The sequence below is a fragment of the Streptomyces sp. NPDC006235 genome, assembly GCF_040613735.1.
GTDB lineage: Bacteria > Actinomycetota > Actinomycetes > Streptomycetales > Streptomycetaceae > Streptomyces.
Window position 1 is genome coordinate 62,669 of the sequence record NZ_JBEXSR010000045.1, and the last position, 18,345, is coordinate 81,013.

The following is an 18,345-nucleotide window of genomic DNA, read 5'->3' on the forward strand; positions in this document are numbered from 1 at the left end:
CTCTCAGTCCCTCTTCCCTCGGGCGTTGCGCCGAGAGACCGTGCGGCCCACGATCACGGTACGCCTCGACGCCTTGCCGGGCACGTCCTCCTTGCGGCCGCCGAGGGCCCGGCGCACGCCGTAGCCGAAGGCGGCGACCTTGACCAGGGGGCCGCCGAAGGTGGAGGCGACGGTGGTCGACAGCGCGGAGGCGTTCGACGTGACCTCCTGGACGTCGGAGGCGATCGAGTCGACGCGGTCGATCTGAGTCTGCGCGGAGCGCACCGCCGCGGAGGCGTCGGCCAGCAGCGGGACGGTCTGATCCGTCACGTCCGCCACGAGCTTGGTGGTCGCCCTGAGCGCCTGGGCCAGCCTCGCCAGCGCGACGGCGAGGAAGGAGACCAGGATCGCCCAGAAGACGGCCACCAGGATTCCGGCCACCTCTCCACCGGACACTGTGTGCACCCGCTCCCTGAAAACGTGCCTGAACATCGAAAAAGTCGTGCGACGAGCCTATCGCGCCGGGGATGCGGCTCCGTACCGGATTACCGCCCGGGGACGGCGGATTCGCGAAAGCCCGCCGCCTCACCCGCCCGGAGGGGCGGGGAGACGACGGGCTGGGGTACCGCGTGCCTGCCGTGGATCAGCGGGCGTAGTACTCGACGACGAGCTGCTCGTCGCAGATCACCGGGATCTCCTTGCGGTTCGGCTCGCGGTCCAGGCGGAACGCCAGGGACTTGAGGTTCACCTGAAGGTAGCGCGGGATCTCACCGTCGGGGGCGAAGCCACCCTCACGGGCGATCGTGAAGAGGGTCTTCTCCTTGGAGCGCTCGCGGACCTGCACCACGTCGTCCGGACGGACACGGAAGGAGGGCTTGTCGACCTTCTTGCCGTTGACCGCGATGTGGCCGTGGACGACCATCTGGCGGGCCTGGTAGATCGTGCGGGCGATGCCCGAACGCAGGACCAGGGCGTCGAGACGGCGCTCCAGCTCGATGATCAGGGCCTCACCGGTCTTGCCCTGGACCTTGGAGGCACGCTCGTAGGCGCGGACGAGCTGGCGCTCGGACACGTCGTACTGCGCGCGCAGGCGCTGCTTCTCGAGCAGACGGACCTTGTAGTCCGAGTTCTGCTTGCGGCCACGGCCGTGCTCGCCGGGCGGGTACGGGCGGGCCTCGAAGTACTTGACGGCCTTCGGGGTGAGCGCGATGCCGAGGGCACGCGACTTCTTGACCTTGGGGCGGGACTGGTTCGCCACTGTTTCTCGTTTCCTAGTGTCGGCTTGTCAGGGTTGTGGGAGGTCGCATCCGCAGCCGGGGAAACCCGCCTCGGTCCTGGTGGACCTCGGTGGGCAGCCGCTCCCCTGGTCTGGGCACATACGTGCAGCACGCGAGTGGCCCACCGACCGGTCCCGTCCGCAGGACGAGGGGTGGTGGGCTGCCCGCGACACCTTCGACGGTGCGCGACGCTCCTGGAGCCGATCCCCGGGAGGACCGGGCTCCGGCCGACTGTCCCGTTCTGACTGCACGGGACGCGGCACTCCGAACGAGTTTACAGGGTGCTCAGGACCGCTTTCGACCGAGGTTCTTCCGGGTCCACTCGACCGCGTCCGCGTAGCGGGCCTCCGCGCCGTGCCGGGTCGGCTCGTAGTACTCGCGGTCCTTGAGGGCGTCCGGGGCGTACTGCTGGGCGGCGATGCCCTCGGGCAGGTCGTGCGGGTAGACGTAGCCCTGGCCGTGGCCGAGCTTGGTGGCGCCCTTGTAGTGGCTGTCGCGCAGATGCGCGGGCACGGGGCCGGCCAGTCCCTTGCGTACGTCCTCCAGGGCGGCGCCGATCGCGGTGGTCGCGGCGTTGGACTTGGGCGCCAGGGCGAGGGCGATGGTGGCGTGGCTGAGGGTGAGGGCGGCCTCCGGGAAGCCGATCATGGCGACGGCCTGGGCGGCGGCGACCGCCGTCTGCAGAGCGGTCGGGTCCGCCAGGCCGATGTCCTCGCTGGCGGAGATCATCAGGCGCCGGGCGATGAAGCGGGGGTCCTCGCCGGCCTCGATCATCCGGGCCAGGTAGTGCAGGGCGGCGTCGACGTCGGAGCCGCGGATGGATTTGATCAGGGCGCTGGCCACGTCGTAGTGCTGGTCGCCGTCGCGGTCGTACTTCACGGCGGCCCGGTCGACGGTCTCCTCCAGCGTCGTCAGGCCGATCTCCCTCTCGCCCTTGTCGAGGGCGGCTCCGGCGGCCGCCTCCAGGGCGGTCAGGGCCCGGCGGGCGTCGCCGCCGGCGATGCGCAGGAGGTGGCTCTCGGTCTCCTCGGGGAGGGTGACGGCGCCCTTGAGGCCGCGCTCGTCGGTCAGGGCTCGCTGGACGAGGCCCTTGATGTCGTCGTCCGTGAGCGGTTCGAGAGTGAGCAGCAGGGAGCGGGACAGCAGGGGCGAGATCACCGAGAAGTACGGGTTCTCCGTCGTCGCCGCGATCAGTGTCACCCAGCGGTTCTCGACGGCCGGGAGGAGGGAGTCCTGCTGGGCCTTGCTGAAGCGGTGGATCTCGTCGAGGAAGAGGACGGTGTCCTTGCCGTATCCGCCGGAGGCGCGGCGGGCGCCGTCGATGACCGAGCGGACTTCCTTGACGCCCGCGGTGATCGCCGACAGTTCGACGAAGCGGGCATCGGTGGCCTTGGAGACGACGTACGCCAGGGTGGTCTTGCCGGTGCCGGGCGGGCCCCAGAGGATCACCGAGGAGGGACCGGCCGGGCCGGAGGCCTCGCCGACCAGTCTGCGCAGGGGCGAGCCCGGCTTCAGCAGATGCCGCTGGCCCACGACCTCGTCGAGGGTGCGCGGGCGCATCCGCACCGCCAGGGGGCTGCTGGACGGCTCCTTCTCCTGGCGTTCTTCTGCTGCGGCGGTGAACAGGTCGGGCTCCACGTCAGAAACCCTAAATCACGGCACTGACAATCCCTCCGGGCCCGGGTGCTCCCGGCTCAGCTCATCCAGAAGTCCCACCAGCGGGTCAGGATCAGCATGCCGATGATGCCGATGTGCAGCACGGGCATGACCCAGGTGAACTCGCCGAAGAAGCTCCTGAGCCAGGTGGGGGCGGGCAGGAAGCCCTTGCGGATGTTGAACGACGTCACGTACCAGAACATCAGGATCGTGGCGACCCAGGCCAGGGAGCACCACAGGCACAGCGCGTTGATCCGGTACAGGGACTGGAACATCAGCCAGGCGCAGAAGACGACGCCGAACAGGCAGCCGGCGTTGAAGGTGAGCCAGTACCAGCGCGGGAAGCGGGCGCGGGCGAGCAGGCTCACGCCGACGCCGATGACGATGGCGTAGCAGACGAGGCCGAGCATCGGGTTCGGGAAGCCGAAGACGGCGGCCTGCTTGCTCTCCATGACGCTGCCGCAGGAGACGACGGGGTTGAGGCTGCACCCGGGGGTGAACGTCTTGCCCTCGACCTTGGCCTCGAGGATCTTGAACTTGTCGATCGTGATGACCCACGAGGCGAGCAGTCCGGCCGCGCCGGTGATCACCAGCAGCAGGGCGAGGGCCCGGCTGCCGCCCTCGGCGCGGGGTGCCATATCGGCGCTCTCCGGCTCGGGCTCCGTGGAGACGTCCCTGACTGTCGTCTTGCTCATCACGCCGATTCCGTCACTTGAGACCTGGACACCTTCGGACAGGGCCATTGTGCCGCACGGGTACGTCCGTCCACCGTTCAGTGGACATAAGCATGTCCGCACGGTCGTCCCTGAGGGTTGCGTTCCGGCCGACGCTCGACCCATGACAGCACACGGGTACGACCTCGCCGTCGAAGTGCGGGGGCTGCGCAAGCGGTACGGGGACGTGACGGCCGTCGACGGAATCGATCTGGGCATCCGCCGGGGCGAGGTGTTCGGCCTGCTCGGGCCCAACGGCGCGGGCAAGAGCACCACTGTGGAGATCCTCCAGGGCAACCGGGACCGGGACGCGGGCGAGGTGTCCGTGCTCGGGTCGGACCCGGCGACCGGCACGCGCGCGTGGCGTTCACGTGTCGGAATCGTCTGGCAGGACGAATCGGCGCCCGCGGAGTTGACGGTCCGGGAGACGGTGCGGCACTTCGCCGGCTACTACCCCCGGCCGCGTGACCCGGAGGAGGTCATCGGCCTGGTCGGTCTGGAGGCGAAGGCGGACAGCCGGATCAAGGCGCTGTCGGGGGGTCAGCGCCGGCGTCTGGACGTGGCGCTCGGCGTGATCGGCGGTCCGGACCTGCTGCTTCTGGACGAGCCGACGACCGGGTTCGATCCGGCGGCCCGGCGTCAGTTCTGGTCGCTGATCCGCGCTCTGGCCGACGAGGGCACGACCATCCTGCTGACCACGCACTACCTGGAGGAGGCGGAGTCACTCGCGCACCGGCTGGCCGTCGTCGCGCAGGGCCGGATCGTCGCCGAGGGCGAGCCCGGGGTGCTGCGGGAGCGGTACGGAACCGAAGCCCTCGTCGAGTGGACCGAGCCGGACGGCACCCCGCGCAGGGCGCGCACGAGCACGCCGACCAGGACGATCGCCGGGCTCATGCACCGCTTCGACGGTGAGATCCCGGGACTGGCGGTGAGCCGGCCCACGCTGGAGGACGTCTACCTCCGGCTGACCGGACAGCGGCAGGAGGACGCGCGATGACCACGACCGCCGTACGGGATCGCCGTGACGTCGGCGCGGAAGGGCTGCCCGGCGTCTGGGGGCTGGGGCTGCGGCGGGGCGCCCTGGAGATCAGGCAGTTCTTCCGGCAGCGCGACCAGGTGGTGTTCACCTTCGCCTTCCCGGTCGTCTTCCTGTTCCTGTTCGCGTCGATCTTCCGGGACGACGTGGCGGGCGCGGGCATCACCGCCTCGCAGCTCTACGTCCCGGCGATGATGGCCGCCGGCATCATGTCGACGAGTTTCCAGGCACTCGGCATCTCGATCGCCGTGGAGCGGGAGGAGAAGGTGCTGCGCCGGCTGCGCGGTACGCCGATGCCGCCGACGGCGTACTTCCTCGGCAAGATCTGGCTGGTTCTGTTCACCGGTCTGCTGGAGACGGTGATCCTGCTCCTCGTCGGCACGACCGTGTACGACGTGAATCTGCCGTCCGACGCGGGCCGTTGGCTCGACCTGGCGTGGATCTTCGTGCTCGGGATCACGGCCTGCGCGCTGCTCGGCATCGCGATCAGCTCGGTGCCGAGGTCCGCGAACAGCGCGAGTTCCGTGGTCGTGCTGCCCTTCCTGGTGCTCCAGTTCATCTCCGGGGTCTACATCGCCATCGGCACGATCCCGGACTGGATGCTGACCGTCGGTGCGCTGTTCCCGCTGAAGTGGATGTGCCAGGGGCTGCGCGGGGTGTTCCTGCCGGAGTCGGCGCAGGTGCTGGAGCAGGCGGGGAGCTGGGAGATGGGACGCGTGGCCCTGGTGCTCGCCGCGTGGTGCGCCGGAGGATTGGTGCTGTGCCTGCTGACGTTCCGCTGGAAGGACCGGCGCGAGGGATGAGCGATGCCGCGAGCGCCTACCACTGGGAGCGCTCGTTCCGGCTCTGGGACACGTATTTCGCGCTCATCTGGGTGGCGACCTTGGTGTCCGTGCTCGCCGCCGATCATCCCGGCCGGCCGGTCCGCGCGGTCGCGGCGGTGCTGCTCGTCCCGCTGGTCCCGCTGTACGTGGTGGTCGGGCGCCGGCTGATCCAGGGCGACCCGCCCGACCAGCGGCGGACGATCGGCTATCTGACGGCGGCGCTGGCGCTGGTCCTGCCGTCGGCGGTCCTCGTGGGCGAGACGCGGCTGCTGGCCTTCGCCCTGATCCCGCAGTGCTTCATGACGCTGCGGTTGCGGTCGGCGCTGGTGGCCGTGGCCGTGGTGAACCTCGTGCCCGTGGCCGGCTGGGCGCTGCTGTGGCGGCCCGGCACCCGGGACGTGGCCTTCAACGCCTTGTTCTCCCTGGTCAGTTTCGTGTTCTCGGTCGCCGTCGGCATCTGGATCATCCGGATCATCGAGCAGAGCCAGGAGCGGGCCGAGCTGATCGCGGAGCTGGACGCGAGGCGGCATGAGATCGGCCGGCTGTCCGAGGCGCACGGGGCGCTGGCCGAGCGGGAGCGGCTGGCCCGGGAGATCCACGACACGCTGGCGCAGGGGTTCACCAGTCTGGTGATGCTGATCCAGGCGGTCGAGGCGGAGCTGGACCACGACCTGCCCGAGGCACGGCGTCATCTGCGGCTGATGGACGAGACGGCCCGGCAGAACCTCGCCGAGGCCCGGGCGTTGGTCGCCGGGGGTGCGCCCGCCGACCTGGACGGTGCCTCCCTGCCGGACGCGCTGGGCCGGCTCGCCGCGCGCCATGACGCGGCGCTGGAGGTGACGGGCCCGGTCCGCATGCTGCCCGCCGGTCCGGAGGTGGTCGCCCTGCGGGCCTGCCAGGAGGCGCTGGCCAACGCCCGCAAGCACGCGGGGAGTTCGGTGGTGGTCGGGGTGTCGCTGGCGTACGCCGACGACATGCTGACCGTGTCCGTGCGGGACGACGGGCCCGGCTTTGACCCGGGCGCCGTGCGCGGTGGGTACGGTCTGGCGGGACTGCGCGCCCGGGCCGTGGAAGTGGGCGGGACCGCGGAGGTGCGCAGTGCCCCGGGTGACGGCACGGTCGTGACCGTCCGCCTGCCGTTGGTGAGGAGGGAGACGCCGTGATCCGGATCGTCCTGGCCGACGACCATCCCGTCGTACGGGAGGGGCTGCGGGCGATGCTCAGTGCGGAGTCCGATCTGGAGGTCGTCGCGGACGCGTCCAGCGGGCCGCAGGCGGAGGCGCTGGCGGCGCAGTTGCGGCCCGACATCGTGCTGATGGATCTGCGGATGCCGGGGGGCGGGGGTGTGGATTCCATCGTGCGGATGACGCGGGCCGGGCTGCCGTGCCGGGTGGTCGTGCTGACGACGTACGAGACGGACCGCGACATCCTGCGGGCGGTGGAGGCCGGGGCGGCGGGTTATCTGCTGAAGGACCTGCCGCGTGCGGAACTCGCGGAGGCCGTGCGGGCGGCGGCGCGTGGCGAGACGGTTCTGGCCCCGTCCGTCGCGGCGCGGCTGGTGGATCAGTTGCGGACGAAGCCGGAGCGGCCGCGGTTGTCGGAGCGTGAGACGGCCGTGCTGCGGTTGGTCGCCGAGGGCTGCACGAACGCGGAGATCGCGCGGCGGTTGTTCATCGGGGAGTCGACGGTGAAGACGTATCTGCTGCGGGTCTTCGGCAAGTTGGGGGTGGACGACCGGACGGCGGCGGTGACGAGCGCGCTGCGGTACGGGTTGCTGGACTGAGGGTTCTCGCCCCCGCCGCCCCTACCCGTCCCATCCCCAGGGGCTCCGCCCCTTCGACCCCGCCAGGGGGCTCCGCCCCCTGGACCCCCGTCGGCCTGAACGGCCTCGTCCTCAAACGCCGGACGGGCTGAGGGGCGAGGCCGCCAAGGCGGGAGCGGCGGCTCAGGCCGTCCGGCGCCTGTCCTCAAACGCCGGACGGGCTGAGAGGGGCACGCCGCCCAGGCCTGAACCGCGGCTCAGCCCAGCCGCGCCCGTCCTCCAACGCGAACAGCTCAGAGGGAGAGACCGCAAGGGCAGGAGCCACGGCACCGCCCAGTCGTGCCCGTCCTCCAACGCCGGACGGGCTGGGAGAGGGCGACGCCGCCCAGGTGCCGGAGCTGTGGCTCAGCCGAGTCGGGCTTCCAGTTCCGCCACGATCTCGTTCACGCCCACCGCCGTCTGCTCGCCCGACTCCATGTCCTTGAGCTGGACGACGCCCTCGGCGAGGTCGCGTTCGCCGGCGACGATCGTGTAGCGGGCGCCGCTGCGGTTGGCGTTCTTCATCGCGCCCTTGAGGCCCTTGCCGCCGTAGGAGAAGTCGGCCGCGATGCCGTTCTTGCGCAGCTCAGTGACCTTGGCGAACAGGACCCGGCGGGCCTCCTCGCCGAGCGGGACGGCGAACACGCTGGTGGTGGCGGGGAGCTCGAGCTCGATGCCCTCCGCCTCCAGCGCGAGGACCGTGCGGTCGACGCCGAGGGCCCAGCCGACGGACGGCAGCGCGGGACCGCCGATCATCTCGGACAGGCCGTCGTAGCGTCCGCCGCCGCCGACGGCGGACTGGGAGCCGAGGCCGTCGTGGACGAACTCGAACGTCGTGCGGGTGTAGTAGTCCAGGCCGCGCACCAGCTTCGGGTCGTCCTCGAAGGCGACGCCGGCCGCCGTGATCAGCTCGCGGACCTCCTCGTGGTACGCCTTGCAGGCGTCGCAGAGGTAGTCGCGCAGCAGCGGGGCGTCCCCCAGCTGCTTCTGGACCGACTCACGCTTGTCGTCCAGGACGCGCAGCGGGTTGATCTCCGCCCGGCGCAGGGTGTCCTCGTCCAGGTCCAGGCCGCGCAGGAACTCCTGGAGCGCGGTCCGGTACACCGGGCGGCACTCCTTGTCGCCCAGGCTGTTGAGCAGGATCCGGAAGTTGCTCAGGCCCAGCGAGCGGTACGCCTGGTCGGCCAGGATGATCAGCTCGGCGTCCAGCGCCGGGTCCTCGGCACCGATCGCCTCGGCGCCGACCTGGGAGAAGTGGCGGTAGCGGCCCTTCTGGGGGCGCTCGTAGCGGTAGTACGAGCCGGAGTACCAGAGCTTGACCGGGAGGTTGCCCGCCTTGTGCAGGTTGGCCTCCAGCGCGGCACGCAGGACGGAGGCCGTGCCTTCGGGACGCAGGGCCAGCCTGTCGCCGCCCTTCGTCTCGAAGGCGTACATTTCCTTCGTCACGATGTCCGTCGACTCGCCGACGCCGCGCGCGAAGAGTTCGACGTTCTCGAAGCCCGGTGTCTCGATGTAGCCGTAGCCGGAGTTGCGCAGCGGCGCGGCGATCGCCTCACGGACCGCCAGGTACGTCGCGGAGTCCGGCGGGATCAGGTCGTACGTGCCCTTAGGGGCCTTGAAGGTGCTCACAGGACGTCTCTCGTCACATTCCTCGTCGGGGAGCGGGCTGGGCTCCCTGGCCGGCCGCCACCTGCCGCAGATACGGGTTGGTGGCGCGCTCCTGGCCGATGGTGGTCTGGGGTCCGTGGCCGGACAGCACCACGGTCGAGTCGTCGAGCGGCAGGCACACGCGGGCCAGCGAGTCGAGCATCTCGGCCATGTCACCGCCGGGCAGGTCGGTGCGTCCGATGGAGCCGGCGAACAGCAGGTCGCCCGAGAACAGGATCGGCGGGATGTCCGCCGCCTCAGGCATGCCGAAGGTCACCGACCCCTTGGTATGGCCGGGCGCGTGCGCGACGGACAGCTCCAGACCCGCCAGCTCCAGCTTCGCCCCGTCGGCCAGCTCCTTGACGTCGTCGGGCTCCCCCACGGTCAGCTCGCCCAGGAGCGGCATCCCGATGGAACGGCCTATTCCCTTCTCGGGGTCGCTCATCATGTACCGGTCGTCGGGGTGGATCCAGGCCGGCACGTCGTGCGCGCCGCACACGGGGACGACCGAGGCCACGTGGTCGATGTGGCCGTGCGTGAGGACGACGGCGACGGGCTTGAGCCGATGCTTTCTGAGCGTTTCCGCGACGCCGTCGGCGGCCTGATGGCCGGGGTCGATGATCACGCACTCCTCACCGGCGGCGGGGGCGACGAGGTAGCAGTTCGTCCCCCAGGCCCCGGCGGGGAACCCGGCAATGAGCACGATCGTCCTTCGTTGTGTCGATACGGGCGGCTGCGGCTGCTGTCAGAGCCTACCGGCGCTGCCGATTCCTCAGCGAACCCATATACGGTACGGGGCACACGCAGGCGGTCGGCGCACAGGCCCCACGCGTACCGGTCGACGTTTCAGACGCATGAGGAGAGAACCCGGTGTCCAGCCAGGAACAGCGGCGGCGTCAGCTCGCCCGTGAGAAGTACTTGCGGCAGCAGCAGCGACGCACTGAGGCGCGACGCAAGGCCCGTATCCGCAACTCCGTGATCGCCTCGGTCCTCGGCGTGGTCGTGGTGCTCTCCGTCTCGGTCTACCTGACCAAGCCGTTCGAGGACGACGACAAGACGGAGAAGGCGGGCGCGGAGGTCACCCCGAGCGCCTCGCCCAGCAAGGCCCCGGACCCGTGCGAGAAGCCCGCCCCGGGCAAGGTCAAGTCGGAGACCTGGAAGAAGGAACCGGCGATGACCATCGACAAGTCCGCGAAGTACACGATGAAGCTGGACACGACCTGCGGCGAGATAGACATCGCGCTGAAGGCGTCGGCGGCACCGCACACCGTCAACTCGTTCAACTTCCTTCTCGGCAAGGGCTACCTGGACCACAGCAAGTGCCACCGGCTCACGAACCAGGGCATCTACGTCCTGCAGTGCGGCGACCCGCAGGGCACCGGCATGGGCGGCCCCGGCTACACGATCCCGGACGAGAACCTGAAGGACAAGAGCCTCAAGGGCGGGGTGTACCCGGCGGGCACGGTCGCGATGGCGAACCAGTACAACGCCCAGACGAAGCAGGGCCGCAACAGCGGCGGCAGTCAGTTCTTCCTCGTCTACAAGGACAGTCAGCTGCCGCCCGACTACACACCGTTCGGAACGGTGTCCGAGGCGGGCATGAAGGTCCTGCAGAAAATCGCCGCCGCCGGAGCCCAGGCTCCCGACCCTCAGACGGGCAATACGGCGCCCAACGCGACGGTCGTGATCAACAAGGCCACGGTCGCGAAATCCTGACCCTCAACTGCGTAATTTCGGTCGCGCGGGATGCGGACAGGCCCCCCGCCGGTCGCCTATGTTGGCCGTGACGAAACTGTGGACGATGCCCGGGGGTGCTGAGGCCCCTCGCAGGCATCATGTGGAGGAGGCGCTGTGAGCAGCGACCCGTGGGGCCGCGTCGACGAGACGGGGACCGTGTACGTGCGTACGGCCGACGGCGAGCAGGTCGTCGGTTCCTGGCAGGCAGGCTCCCCTGAAGAGGCGCTGGCCTATTTCGAGCGCAAGTACGAGGGCCTGGTTGTCGAGATCGGCCTCCTCGAGAAGCGAGTGAAGACCACCGACCTGTCCGCGAAGGACGCCCAGGCGGCCATCGACCACATCAGGGAGCAGGTCGACGCGCACCACGCGGTGGGCGACCTGGACGCCCTGCGGGTCCGGCTGGACAAGCTCACCGAGCTGGTGGAAGCGCGCCGCGAGGAGCGCAAGGCGCAGCGGGCGAAGCAGTCCGACGAGGCGCGCAAGGCCAAGGAAGCGCTGGTCGTCGAGGCGGAGGAGCTGTCGCAGTCCGACCAGTGGCGGGCGGCCGGTGAGCGGCTGCGGGCCCTGGTGGACACCTGGAAGGGTCTGCCGCGGCTGGACCGCAAGTCCGACGACGAGCTGTGGCACCGGTTCTCGCACGCGCGGTCGGCGTTCTCCAAGCGGCGCAAGCAGCACTTCGCGCAGCTGGACGCCCAGCGCGAGGAGGCGCGGCGGACCAAGGAGCGGCTGGTCGCCGAGGCCGAGGCGCTGTCGAACTCGACGGACTGGGGTGCGACGGCCGCGCGCTATCGCGAGCTGATGGCGGAGTGGAAGGCCGCCGGCCGGGCCCAGCGCGAGCACGAGGACGATCTGTGGAACCGCTTCCGCGGCGCCCAGGACGTCTTCTTCGCCGCGCGCAGCTCGGTGTTCGCCGAGCGGGACGCCGAGCAGGCGGAGAACCTGAAGCTCAAGGAGGAGCTGGCCGAAGAGGCCGAGAAACTCCTGCCGATCACGGACCTGAAGGCGTCCCGGGCCGCGTTCCGCGCGATCAACGAGCGGTGGGAGGCCATCGGTCATGTGCCGCGCGACGCCCGGCCCAAGGTCGAGGGCCGGATGCACGCCGTCGAGCGGGCGCTTCAGGAGGCCGAGGAGACCGAGTGGCGCCGGACGAACCCTGAGGCACGCGCGCGTGCCGAGGGTCTGACCGGTCAGCTCCAGGCGGCCGTGGACAAGCTGCGGGGCCAGATCGACCAGGCCCGGGCGCAGGGCAACAACGCCAAGGCGGACAAGCTCGAGCGTGAGCTCGAGGGCCGCCAGGCGCTGCTGGACCAGGCGCTGAAGGGTCTGCAGGAGTTCGGCGGCTGACCCGGCCGACAGCGAAGGGGGCCCCGTACACCGTACGGGGCCCCCTTTCGTGTGGCTGTTACGCCCTGCTGCGCGCCGACGTCACCCGGTACACGTCGTAGACGCCCTCCACGCCCCGGACCGCCTTCAGTACATGGCCGAGATGCTTCGGGTCGCCCATCTCGAAGGTGAAGCGGGAGGTGGCGACGCGGTCGCGGGAGGTCTGGACGGCCGCGGAGAGGATGTTGACGTGCTGGTCGGACAGGACGCGGGTGACGTCCGAGAGGAGCCGGGAGCGGTCCAGGGCCTCGACCTGGATGGCGACCAGGAAGACCGAGGACTGGGTGGGCGCCCACTCGACCTCGAGGATCCGCTCGGGCTCACGGGACAGCGAGTCGACGTTGACGCAGTCGGTGCGGTGAACCGATACGCCGCTGCCGCGCGTGACGAAGCCCATGATGGGGTCCCCGGGAACGGGCGTACAGCAGCGGGCCAGCTTGACCCACACGTCCTCGACGCCCTTGACGACGACGCCCGGGTCGGCGCTGGAGCGGCGCTTGCGGCTGCGGCCGCGGGCCGGCGGGATCGACTCGTCGATCTCCTCGGTGGCGGCCTCCTCGCCGCCGAGCGCCTGGACGAGTTTCTGCACGATGTTCTGCGCGGAGACATGGCCCTCGCCGATCGCCGCGTACAGCGCGGAGATGTCCGCGTAGCGCATCTCGTGCGCGAGGGTCACCAGGGAGTCGCCGGTCAGGATGCGCTGGATCGGCAGGTTCTGCTTCCGCATGGCGCGGACGATGGCGTCCTTGCCCTGCTCGATCGCCTCGTCGCGGCGTTCCTTGGAGAACCAGGCGCGGATCTTGTTGCGGGCGCGCGGTGACTTGACGAAGCCGAGCCAGTCGCGGGAGGGGCCTGCGCCGGGTGCCTTGGAGGTGAAGACCTCGACCAGATCGCCGTTGTCGAGGGTGGATTCCAGCGGGACCAGCCGGCCGTTGACGCGGGCGCCTATCGTGCGGTGGCCGACCTCGGTGTGGACCGCGTAGGCGAAGTCCACCGGGGTGGCACCGGCGGGCAGCGCTATGACGTCGCCCTTGGGGGTGAAGACGAAGACCTCGTTGCGGGAGAGGTCGAAGCGCAGCGACTCCAGGAACTCGCCGGGGTCCTCGGTCTCCTTCTGCCAGTCGAGGAGCTGCCGCAGCCACGCCATGTCGTTGATGGCGTCCTTGTCCTTGCCGGACGACTTGGGCGCGTCCGTGCGCACCTTGGAGGCGCCGGCGACGGCTTCCTGCTTGTACTTCCAGTGCGCGGCGATGCCGTACTCGGCGCGGCGGTGCATGTCGAAGGTGCGGATCTGCAGCTCGACCGGCTTGCCGCCGGGGCCGATGACCGTCGTGTGCAGCGACTGGTACATGTTGAACTTGGGCATCGCGATGTAGTCCTTGAACCGGCCGGGGACCGGGTTCCATCGCGCGTGCACCGTGCCGAGGGCCGCGTAGCAGTCGCGGACGGTGTCCACGAGGACGCGGATGCCCACCAGGTCGTAGATCTCCGCGAAGTCCCGGCCGCGGACGATCATCTTCTGGTAGACGCTGTAATAGTGCTTCGGGCGGCCGGTGACGGTCGCCTTGATGCGGGCCGCCCGCAGGTCCTGCTGGACCTCGTCGGTGACGATGGCGAGGTACTCGTCGCGCTTCGGGGCGCGCTCGGCGACCAGGCGGACGATCTCGTCGTACATCTTGGGGTAGAGGATCGCGAAGGCGAGGTCCTCCAGTTCCCACTTGATGGTGTTCATGCCCAGGCGGTGGGCGAGCGGCGCGTAGATCTCCAGGGTCTCGCGCGCCTTCTTCTCCTGCTTCTCGCGCTTGAGGTAGCGCATGGTGCGCATGTTGTGCAGGCGGTCGGCGAGCTTGATGACCAGGACGCGCGGGTCCTTGGCCATGGCGACGACCATCTTGCGCACGGTCTCGGCCTGGGCCGCCTCGCCGAACTTGACCTTGTCCAGTTTGGTGACACCGTCGACGAGCAGGGTGACGACGTCGCCGAAGTCGCGGCGCAGGTCGTCCAGGCCGTACTCGGTGTCCTCGACCGTGTCGTGCAGCAGGCCGGCCATCAGGGTGGCCGGGTCCATGCCCAGTTCGGCGAGGATGGTCGTCACCGCGAGGGGGTGCGTGATGTACGGGTCGCCGCTCTTGCGCTTCTGGCCGCGGTGCCAGCGCTCGGCGACCTGGTAGGCGCGCTCGATCTGGCGGAGCGTCGACGTCTCGATCTTCGGGTCGTTGCTGCGCACTATCCGCAGCAACGGCTCCAGCACCGGGTTGTACGGGTTCGCGCGCTGCACGCCGAGGCGGGCCAGGCGGGCGCGGACGCGGTTGGAGGAGCCGGTACGGGCGGGCTGGCCGCCGGCCTGGCGCACGGGCGGGGCGGGCTTGGGACGCGCCTGCTCGGCGGGCTTGTCGACCGGCGCCGACTGGGCGTGCTCGACCGGCCCGCGGGTGTCGTTCTTCGCGTGGGGCGCGTTCGGCGCGGGCTTGGCCGCGGCTGCCGAGGCGGACTCGGGCTTGGCGGCGGTCAGGTGCTGGGCCTCGTCTGGCAAGAGGGCTCCTCGTGCGCGATCCGGGTCCCCCGGTCAGGCTCCGGAAACCCCATGGTAGCCATCCTGGGCCCCAGGATCGCCTTCAGGCCAATGTGAGGACCGTCTACCCGAGAAACGCGAGAGGCGGGCGCCGGATTCCTCCGGGCCCGCCTCCGCGGTGTCGAACCGGTGGCACGGCGGTGTCCACCGGGCTGCCGGGGCCTTCTAGACCGTGAGCAGTGCCTCCAGCGGTGCGCCGTTCAGAGCCGGTTCCAGGCGGCCGCGGCCGCTGAGGAAGCCGAGCTCCATGAGGACGGCGAGGCCCGCGACCTCGGCGCCGGCCCGGCGGATGAGCTGGACCGAGGCCTCGGCGGTGCCGCCGGTGGCGAGGACGTCGTCGACGATCAGGACGCGGTCGTCGGAGGCCAGGTCCTCGGCGTGCACCTCGATCTCCGCCGAGCCGTACTCCAGGTCGTAGGCCTGGCCGAGGGTGGCTCCGGGGAGCTTGCCCGCCTTGCGTACGGGGATGAAGCCGAGGCCGGCGCGGACGGCGACGGGGGCGCCGAGGATGAAGCCCCGGGCCTCCAGGCCGACGACCTTGGTGGCACCGGTGCGCTCGGCGATCTCGGCGAGGGCGTCGGTGAGCGCGGTGAACGCCGCCGGGTCCGCCAGGAGCGGGGTGATGTCCTTGAACATCACGCCCGGCTCCGGGTAGTCCGCCACGTCCCTGATGCGGCTGAGCAGCAGCTCCCTGATGTCGGTCATCGGCGCTTCCCCGAGGGACGGCCACGGCCGCGGGTGCGGGACGCGGGCTGGTTGCGCGGGCCGACGACCGCGGGTGCGGCGTCCTCGGGCTCGTCGTCGTACGACTCGTCGGCGTCGTGGGGCTCGGTCTCGCCCTGGGTGCCGGACTGGGCCCGCTTGGCGAGGACGCGCTTCCTGAGGGCCTTCAGCTGCGGCTCGCGCTCCTTGAGGTCGGCGACGAGCGGCGTGGCGATGAAGATCGAGGAGTACGCACCGGCGGCCAGGCCGACGAACAGCGACAGCGAGATGTCGTTCAGCATGCCGGCGCCGAGGACACCGCCACCGATGAACAGCAGGCCCGCGACCGGCAGCAGCGCGACCACCGTGGTGTTGACGGAGCGGACCAGGGTGCTGTTGATCGAGCGGTTGGCGACGTCGCTGTAGGTCCAGCGGGTCTGCTTGGTGATGTCCTTGGTCTGTTCCTTGAGGCTGTCGAAGACCACGACCGTGTCGTAGAGCGAGTAGCCGAGGATGGTCAGCAGACCGATCACCGTGCCCGGTGTGACCTCGAAGCCGACGAGGGCGTAGATGCCGACCGTGATGGTGATGTCGTGGATCAGGGCGACGAACGCTGCCAGCGCCATGCGCCACTCGAAGGCGATCGCCAGGTAGATCACCACGAGGACCAGGAAGATGCCGAGGCCCTGCCAGGCCTTGCTGGCGATCTGGTCACCCCAGCTGGGGCCGACCAGTTCGGCGTTGATCTGCTCCGAGTCGATCTTGAGGTCGTCGGAGAGCTTGTCCTTGATCTTGTCGGCCGCGCCGGTGTCGATGCCGGCCACCTGGATGCGCAGGCTGCCGTCGCCGAGCTTCTGGACGATCGCGTCGTGGCCGGAGGCCTCTTCCGCGTACCTCTCCGCCTGGGACACCGAGGCGCTGGTGTTCTTCGGCGTGTTGAAGACGGCGCCGCCCTGGAACTCGATGCCCATGTTCAGGCCGCGGACCGCCAGGCCGACGATGGCCGTGATGGTGATCAGGATGGAGAGGCCGTACCAGATCTTGCGGTTCTTGACGAAGTCGTAGCCGACCTCGCCACGGTGCAGTCGGGCGCCGAGGGTGCCGAGTTTCGACATCTCAGGCCTCCTTGGTGTCGACGGGGGCGGCGGGGCGACGGGTGCGGCGCAGCGGGGGCTTCGCTCCCAGACCCTTCGGGTCGAGGCCGGACCACTTGTGGCCGTTCGCGAAGAACGGGCGGCGGGCCATCAGCGTCAGCAGCGGCTTGGTGAAGAGGAACACGACGACCACGTCGAGCAGGGTGGTCAGGCCGAGCGTGAACGCGAAGCCCTGGACCTTGCCGACGGTGACGATGAAGAGCACCGCCGCGGCGAGGAACGACACGAAGTCGGAGACCAGGATGGTGCGCCGGGCGCGCGGCCAGGCCCGCTCGACGGCGGGGCGCAGCGAGCGGCCCTCGCGGATCTCGTCACGGACGCGTTCGAAGTACACGATGAACGAGTCCGCCGTGATGCCGATCGCGACGATGGCACCGCACACGGCCGGCAGGTTCAGCGCGAAATTGATGGTCGGGCCGAGCAGCGCCATGATCGTGTAGGTCAGGGCGGCGGAGACCAGCAGCGAGAGGATCGCGATGAACGCCAGGCCGCGGTAGTAGAGCAGCAGGTAGATGACGACCAGCGCGAGACCGATCGCGCCGGCGATCAGACCGGCCCTCAGCTGGTCACCGCCGAGCGCGGCCGTGACGGTCGAAACGCTGTCCTCCCGGAAGGTCAGGGGCAGCGCGCCGTAGCTCAGCATGTTGGCCAGGTCCTGGGCGGACTGCTGGTTGAAGTTGCCGGAGATCTCCGCGTTGCCGCCGGTGAGCGCCTGCCGCACGTACGGGTCGGAGACCACTTCGCCGTCGAGGACGATCGCGAACTGGTTCTGCGGCGACTGGTTCTGCGCCAGCTTGCCGGTGATGTCCGCGAACTTCTTGGCGCCCCCGTCGGTGAAGTCCATCGTGACCGTCCAGCCCGCACCGGTCTGGGTGTTCAGGACGGCCTGGGACTTGTCGACGTCGGTGCCGTCGACCTCGGCCGGGCCGAGGATGTACTTCTGCCACTGGCCCTGCGAGTTCTTGCCGCAGGCCAGGGTGGGCTGGGAGGCCTTGACGCCGTCGCCCACGGAGGAGCGGGTCTTCGGGTTGGTGCAGTCGAGCTTGGCGTACTGCTCCTGCAGCTTGCTCGCGTCGGCGGCGGCGCCGCCGGACGCGGACGGGGAGGGGCTGGCCTTCGCCTTGTCCGAGGGGCTCGCCGACGGCGTCGCGTCGGCCTTCAGCGCGTCCGTGACCGCGCGGCCCTGCGTGGTGGGCGAGGCGGACGGGGAGGCGGAGCCCTTGTCGGTGGCCTCGGGCTTGTCGGTGGCCTTGCCGGACGGCTGGTCCGACGGGCTTCCCGTGGGGCTCGGCGAGGGGCTGGCCGCACCGGCGCCGCCGGAGACCTCCGTGGCGATGACCGGGCGGAAGTACAGCTTGGCGGTGGTGCCGACCTGCTTGCGGGCCTGCTCGGAGTTCGTGCCCTTGGGGATGTTGACGATGATGTTGTCGCGGCCCTGCGTCTGGACCTCGGCCTCGGAGACGCCCAGACCATTGACACGGCGCTCCATGATGGAGACGGCGGTGTCCATGTTGGTCTTGTTGATCGCCGCCTCGTTGCCGGCCTCGGGGACCGCCTCGAGCGTGATGCTCGTACCGCCGGCAAGGTCGATGCCGAGACGCGGTGTCGTGTGTCCCGAGGCGAACATCCCACCGGTGAGCGCCGCGATGGCGATCAGGATCAGGGCCAGCGAGCGCCCCGGCTTGCTCTGGGCGCTCGCGCTCCGGCCCTTTTTAGGTGTGGCCACCTTCTCGTACTCCCTCTCGGGCCGCCGCGCTCCGGATCGGCGGACGGGCGGCCATGACATGGTGGGCGAATCTAGAACCCAGCTTCTTCGCTGGCCGATCGTTTTTCAAGTCCCTTTTCCGCAGCTGCGTCACAAGGT

General features: G+C 70.1%; 16 protein-coding genes. 6 read left to right on the top strand and 10 right to left on the bottom strand.

Annotated elements, in window-relative coordinates; translation table 11 throughout:
• Positions 1-3: 3 nt before the first annotated feature.
• The 4 genes from ABZ192_RS35950 to ABZ192_RS35965 form a co-directional block, all read right to left on the bottom strand.
• Positions 4-444 (bottom strand): DUF948 domain-containing protein, encoded by a 441-nt coding sequence (locus ABZ192_RS35950; protein ID WP_356928672.1) that lies wholly within the window; start codon positions 442-444, stop codon positions 4-6.
• 178 nt (positions 445-622) lie between these two features.
• Positions 623-1,237, bottom strand: a complete 615-nt coding sequence (gene rpsD / locus ABZ192_RS35955) for a 30S ribosomal protein S4 (RefSeq protein ID WP_062925769.1) — start codon at positions 1,235-1,237, stop codon at positions 623-625.
• 304 nt (positions 1,238-1,541) lie between these two features.
• Positions 1,542-2,894 carry a replication-associated recombination protein A gene (locus ABZ192_RS35960; RefSeq protein ID WP_356928673.1) on the bottom strand — a complete coding sequence of 451 codons (1,353 nt, stop codon included), beginning with the start codon at positions 2,892-2,894 and terminating at the stop codon, positions 1,542-1,544.
• Between the two features lie 56 nt (positions 2,895-2,950).
• Positions 2,951-3,607, bottom strand: coding sequence for a vitamin K epoxide reductase family protein (locus tag ABZ192_RS35965; RefSeq protein WP_356928674.1), 657 nt, complete (start codon positions 3,605-3,607; stop codon positions 2,951-2,953).
• A gap of 142 nt (positions 3,608-3,749) precedes the next feature.
• Here ABZ192_RS35965 and ABZ192_RS35970 point away from each other — a divergent pair, with 142 nt between their 5' ends.
• The 4 genes from ABZ192_RS35970 to ABZ192_RS35985 are packed head-to-tail and all read left to right on the top strand — an operon-like array spanning position 3,750 to position 7,268.
• The gene (locus ABZ192_RS35970) at positions 3,750-4,622 is read left to right on the top strand and encodes an ABC transporter ATP-binding protein (protein WP_356928675.1); all 873 of its coding nucleotides are present in this window, start codon (positions 3,750-3,752) and stop codon (positions 4,620-4,622) included.
• Entirely contained in the window at positions 4,619-5,464 is an 846-nt protein-coding gene (locus tag ABZ192_RS35975) for an ABC transporter permease (protein ID WP_356928676.1), read from the top strand. The genes ABZ192_RS35970 and ABZ192_RS35975 overlap by 4 nt, the downstream gene beginning before the upstream one ends.
• Complete coding sequence (locus ABZ192_RS35980) at positions 5,461-6,648, top strand: sensor histidine kinase (RefSeq protein WP_356928677.1); 1,188 nt, start codon at positions 5,461-5,463, stop codon at positions 6,646-6,648. The genes ABZ192_RS35975 and ABZ192_RS35980 overlap by 4 nt, the downstream gene beginning before the upstream one ends.
• Positions 6,645-7,268 carry a response regulator transcription factor gene (locus tag ABZ192_RS35985; protein ID WP_356928678.1) on the top strand — a complete coding sequence of 208 codons (624 nt, stop codon included), beginning with the start codon at positions 6,645-6,647 and terminating at the stop codon, positions 7,266-7,268. The genes ABZ192_RS35980 and ABZ192_RS35985 overlap by 4 nt, the downstream gene beginning before the upstream one ends.
• Positions 7,269-7,652: 384 nt before the next feature.
• Here ABZ192_RS35985 and hisS read toward each other — a convergent pair whose 3' ends face one another.
• Together hisS and ABZ192_RS35995 are read right to left on the bottom strand one after the other, a co-directional pair.
• Positions 7,653-8,915, bottom strand: coding sequence for a histidine--tRNA ligase (gene hisS, locus ABZ192_RS35990; protein WP_356928679.1), 1,263 nt, complete (start codon positions 8,913-8,915; stop codon positions 7,653-7,655).
• A 13-nt stretch (positions 8,916-8,928) separates the two neighbouring features.
• The gene (locus ABZ192_RS35995) at positions 8,929-9,636 is read right to left on the bottom strand and encodes an MBL fold metallo-hydrolase (RefSeq protein ID WP_356928680.1); all 708 of its coding nucleotides are present in this window, start codon (positions 9,634-9,636) and stop codon (positions 8,929-8,931) included.
• Between the two features lie 167 nt (positions 9,637-9,803).
• Between ABZ192_RS35995 and ABZ192_RS36000 the strand changes: the two genes are divergently transcribed.
• Positions 9,804-10,649 (top strand): peptidylprolyl isomerase, encoded by an 846-nt coding sequence (locus ABZ192_RS36000; RefSeq protein WP_356928681.1) that lies wholly within the window; start codon positions 9,804-9,806, stop codon positions 10,647-10,649.
• Between the two features lie 135 nt (positions 10,650-10,784).
• Positions 10,785-12,014, top strand: coding sequence for a DUF349 domain-containing protein (locus ABZ192_RS36005; RefSeq protein ID WP_356928682.1), 1,230 nt, complete (start codon positions 10,785-10,787; stop codon positions 12,012-12,014).
• Positions 12,015-12,072: 58 nt separating this feature from the next.
• On the opposite strand, the gene relA is transcribed toward ABZ192_RS36005, so the two are convergent.
• From relA to secD, 4 genes are all read right to left on the bottom strand, one after another.
• Positions 12,073-14,586 carry a GTP pyrophosphokinase gene (gene relA / locus ABZ192_RS36010; protein ID WP_356928683.1) on the bottom strand — a complete coding sequence of 838 codons (2,514 nt, stop codon included), beginning with the start codon at positions 14,584-14,586 and terminating at the stop codon, positions 12,073-12,075.
• 204 nt (positions 14,587-14,790) lie between these two features.
• Positions 14,791-15,330: an adenine phosphoribosyltransferase gene (locus ABZ192_RS36015; RefSeq protein WP_356928684.1), complete on the bottom strand. Its 540-nt coding sequence runs from the start codon at positions 15,328-15,330 to the stop codon at positions 14,791-14,793.
• Entirely contained in the window at positions 15,327-16,442 is a 1,116-nt protein-coding gene (gene secF, locus ABZ192_RS36020; protein ID WP_356928685.1) for a protein translocase subunit SecF, read from the bottom strand. The genes ABZ192_RS36015 and secF overlap by 4 nt, the downstream gene beginning before the upstream one ends.
• Before the next feature lies 1 nt (position 16,443).
• Positions 16,444-18,207: a protein translocase subunit SecD gene (gene secD / locus ABZ192_RS36025; protein ID WP_356928686.1), complete on the bottom strand. Its 1,764-nt coding sequence runs from the start codon at positions 18,205-18,207 to the stop codon at positions 16,444-16,446.
• Between the last annotated feature and the right edge of the window lie 138 nt (positions 18,208-18,345).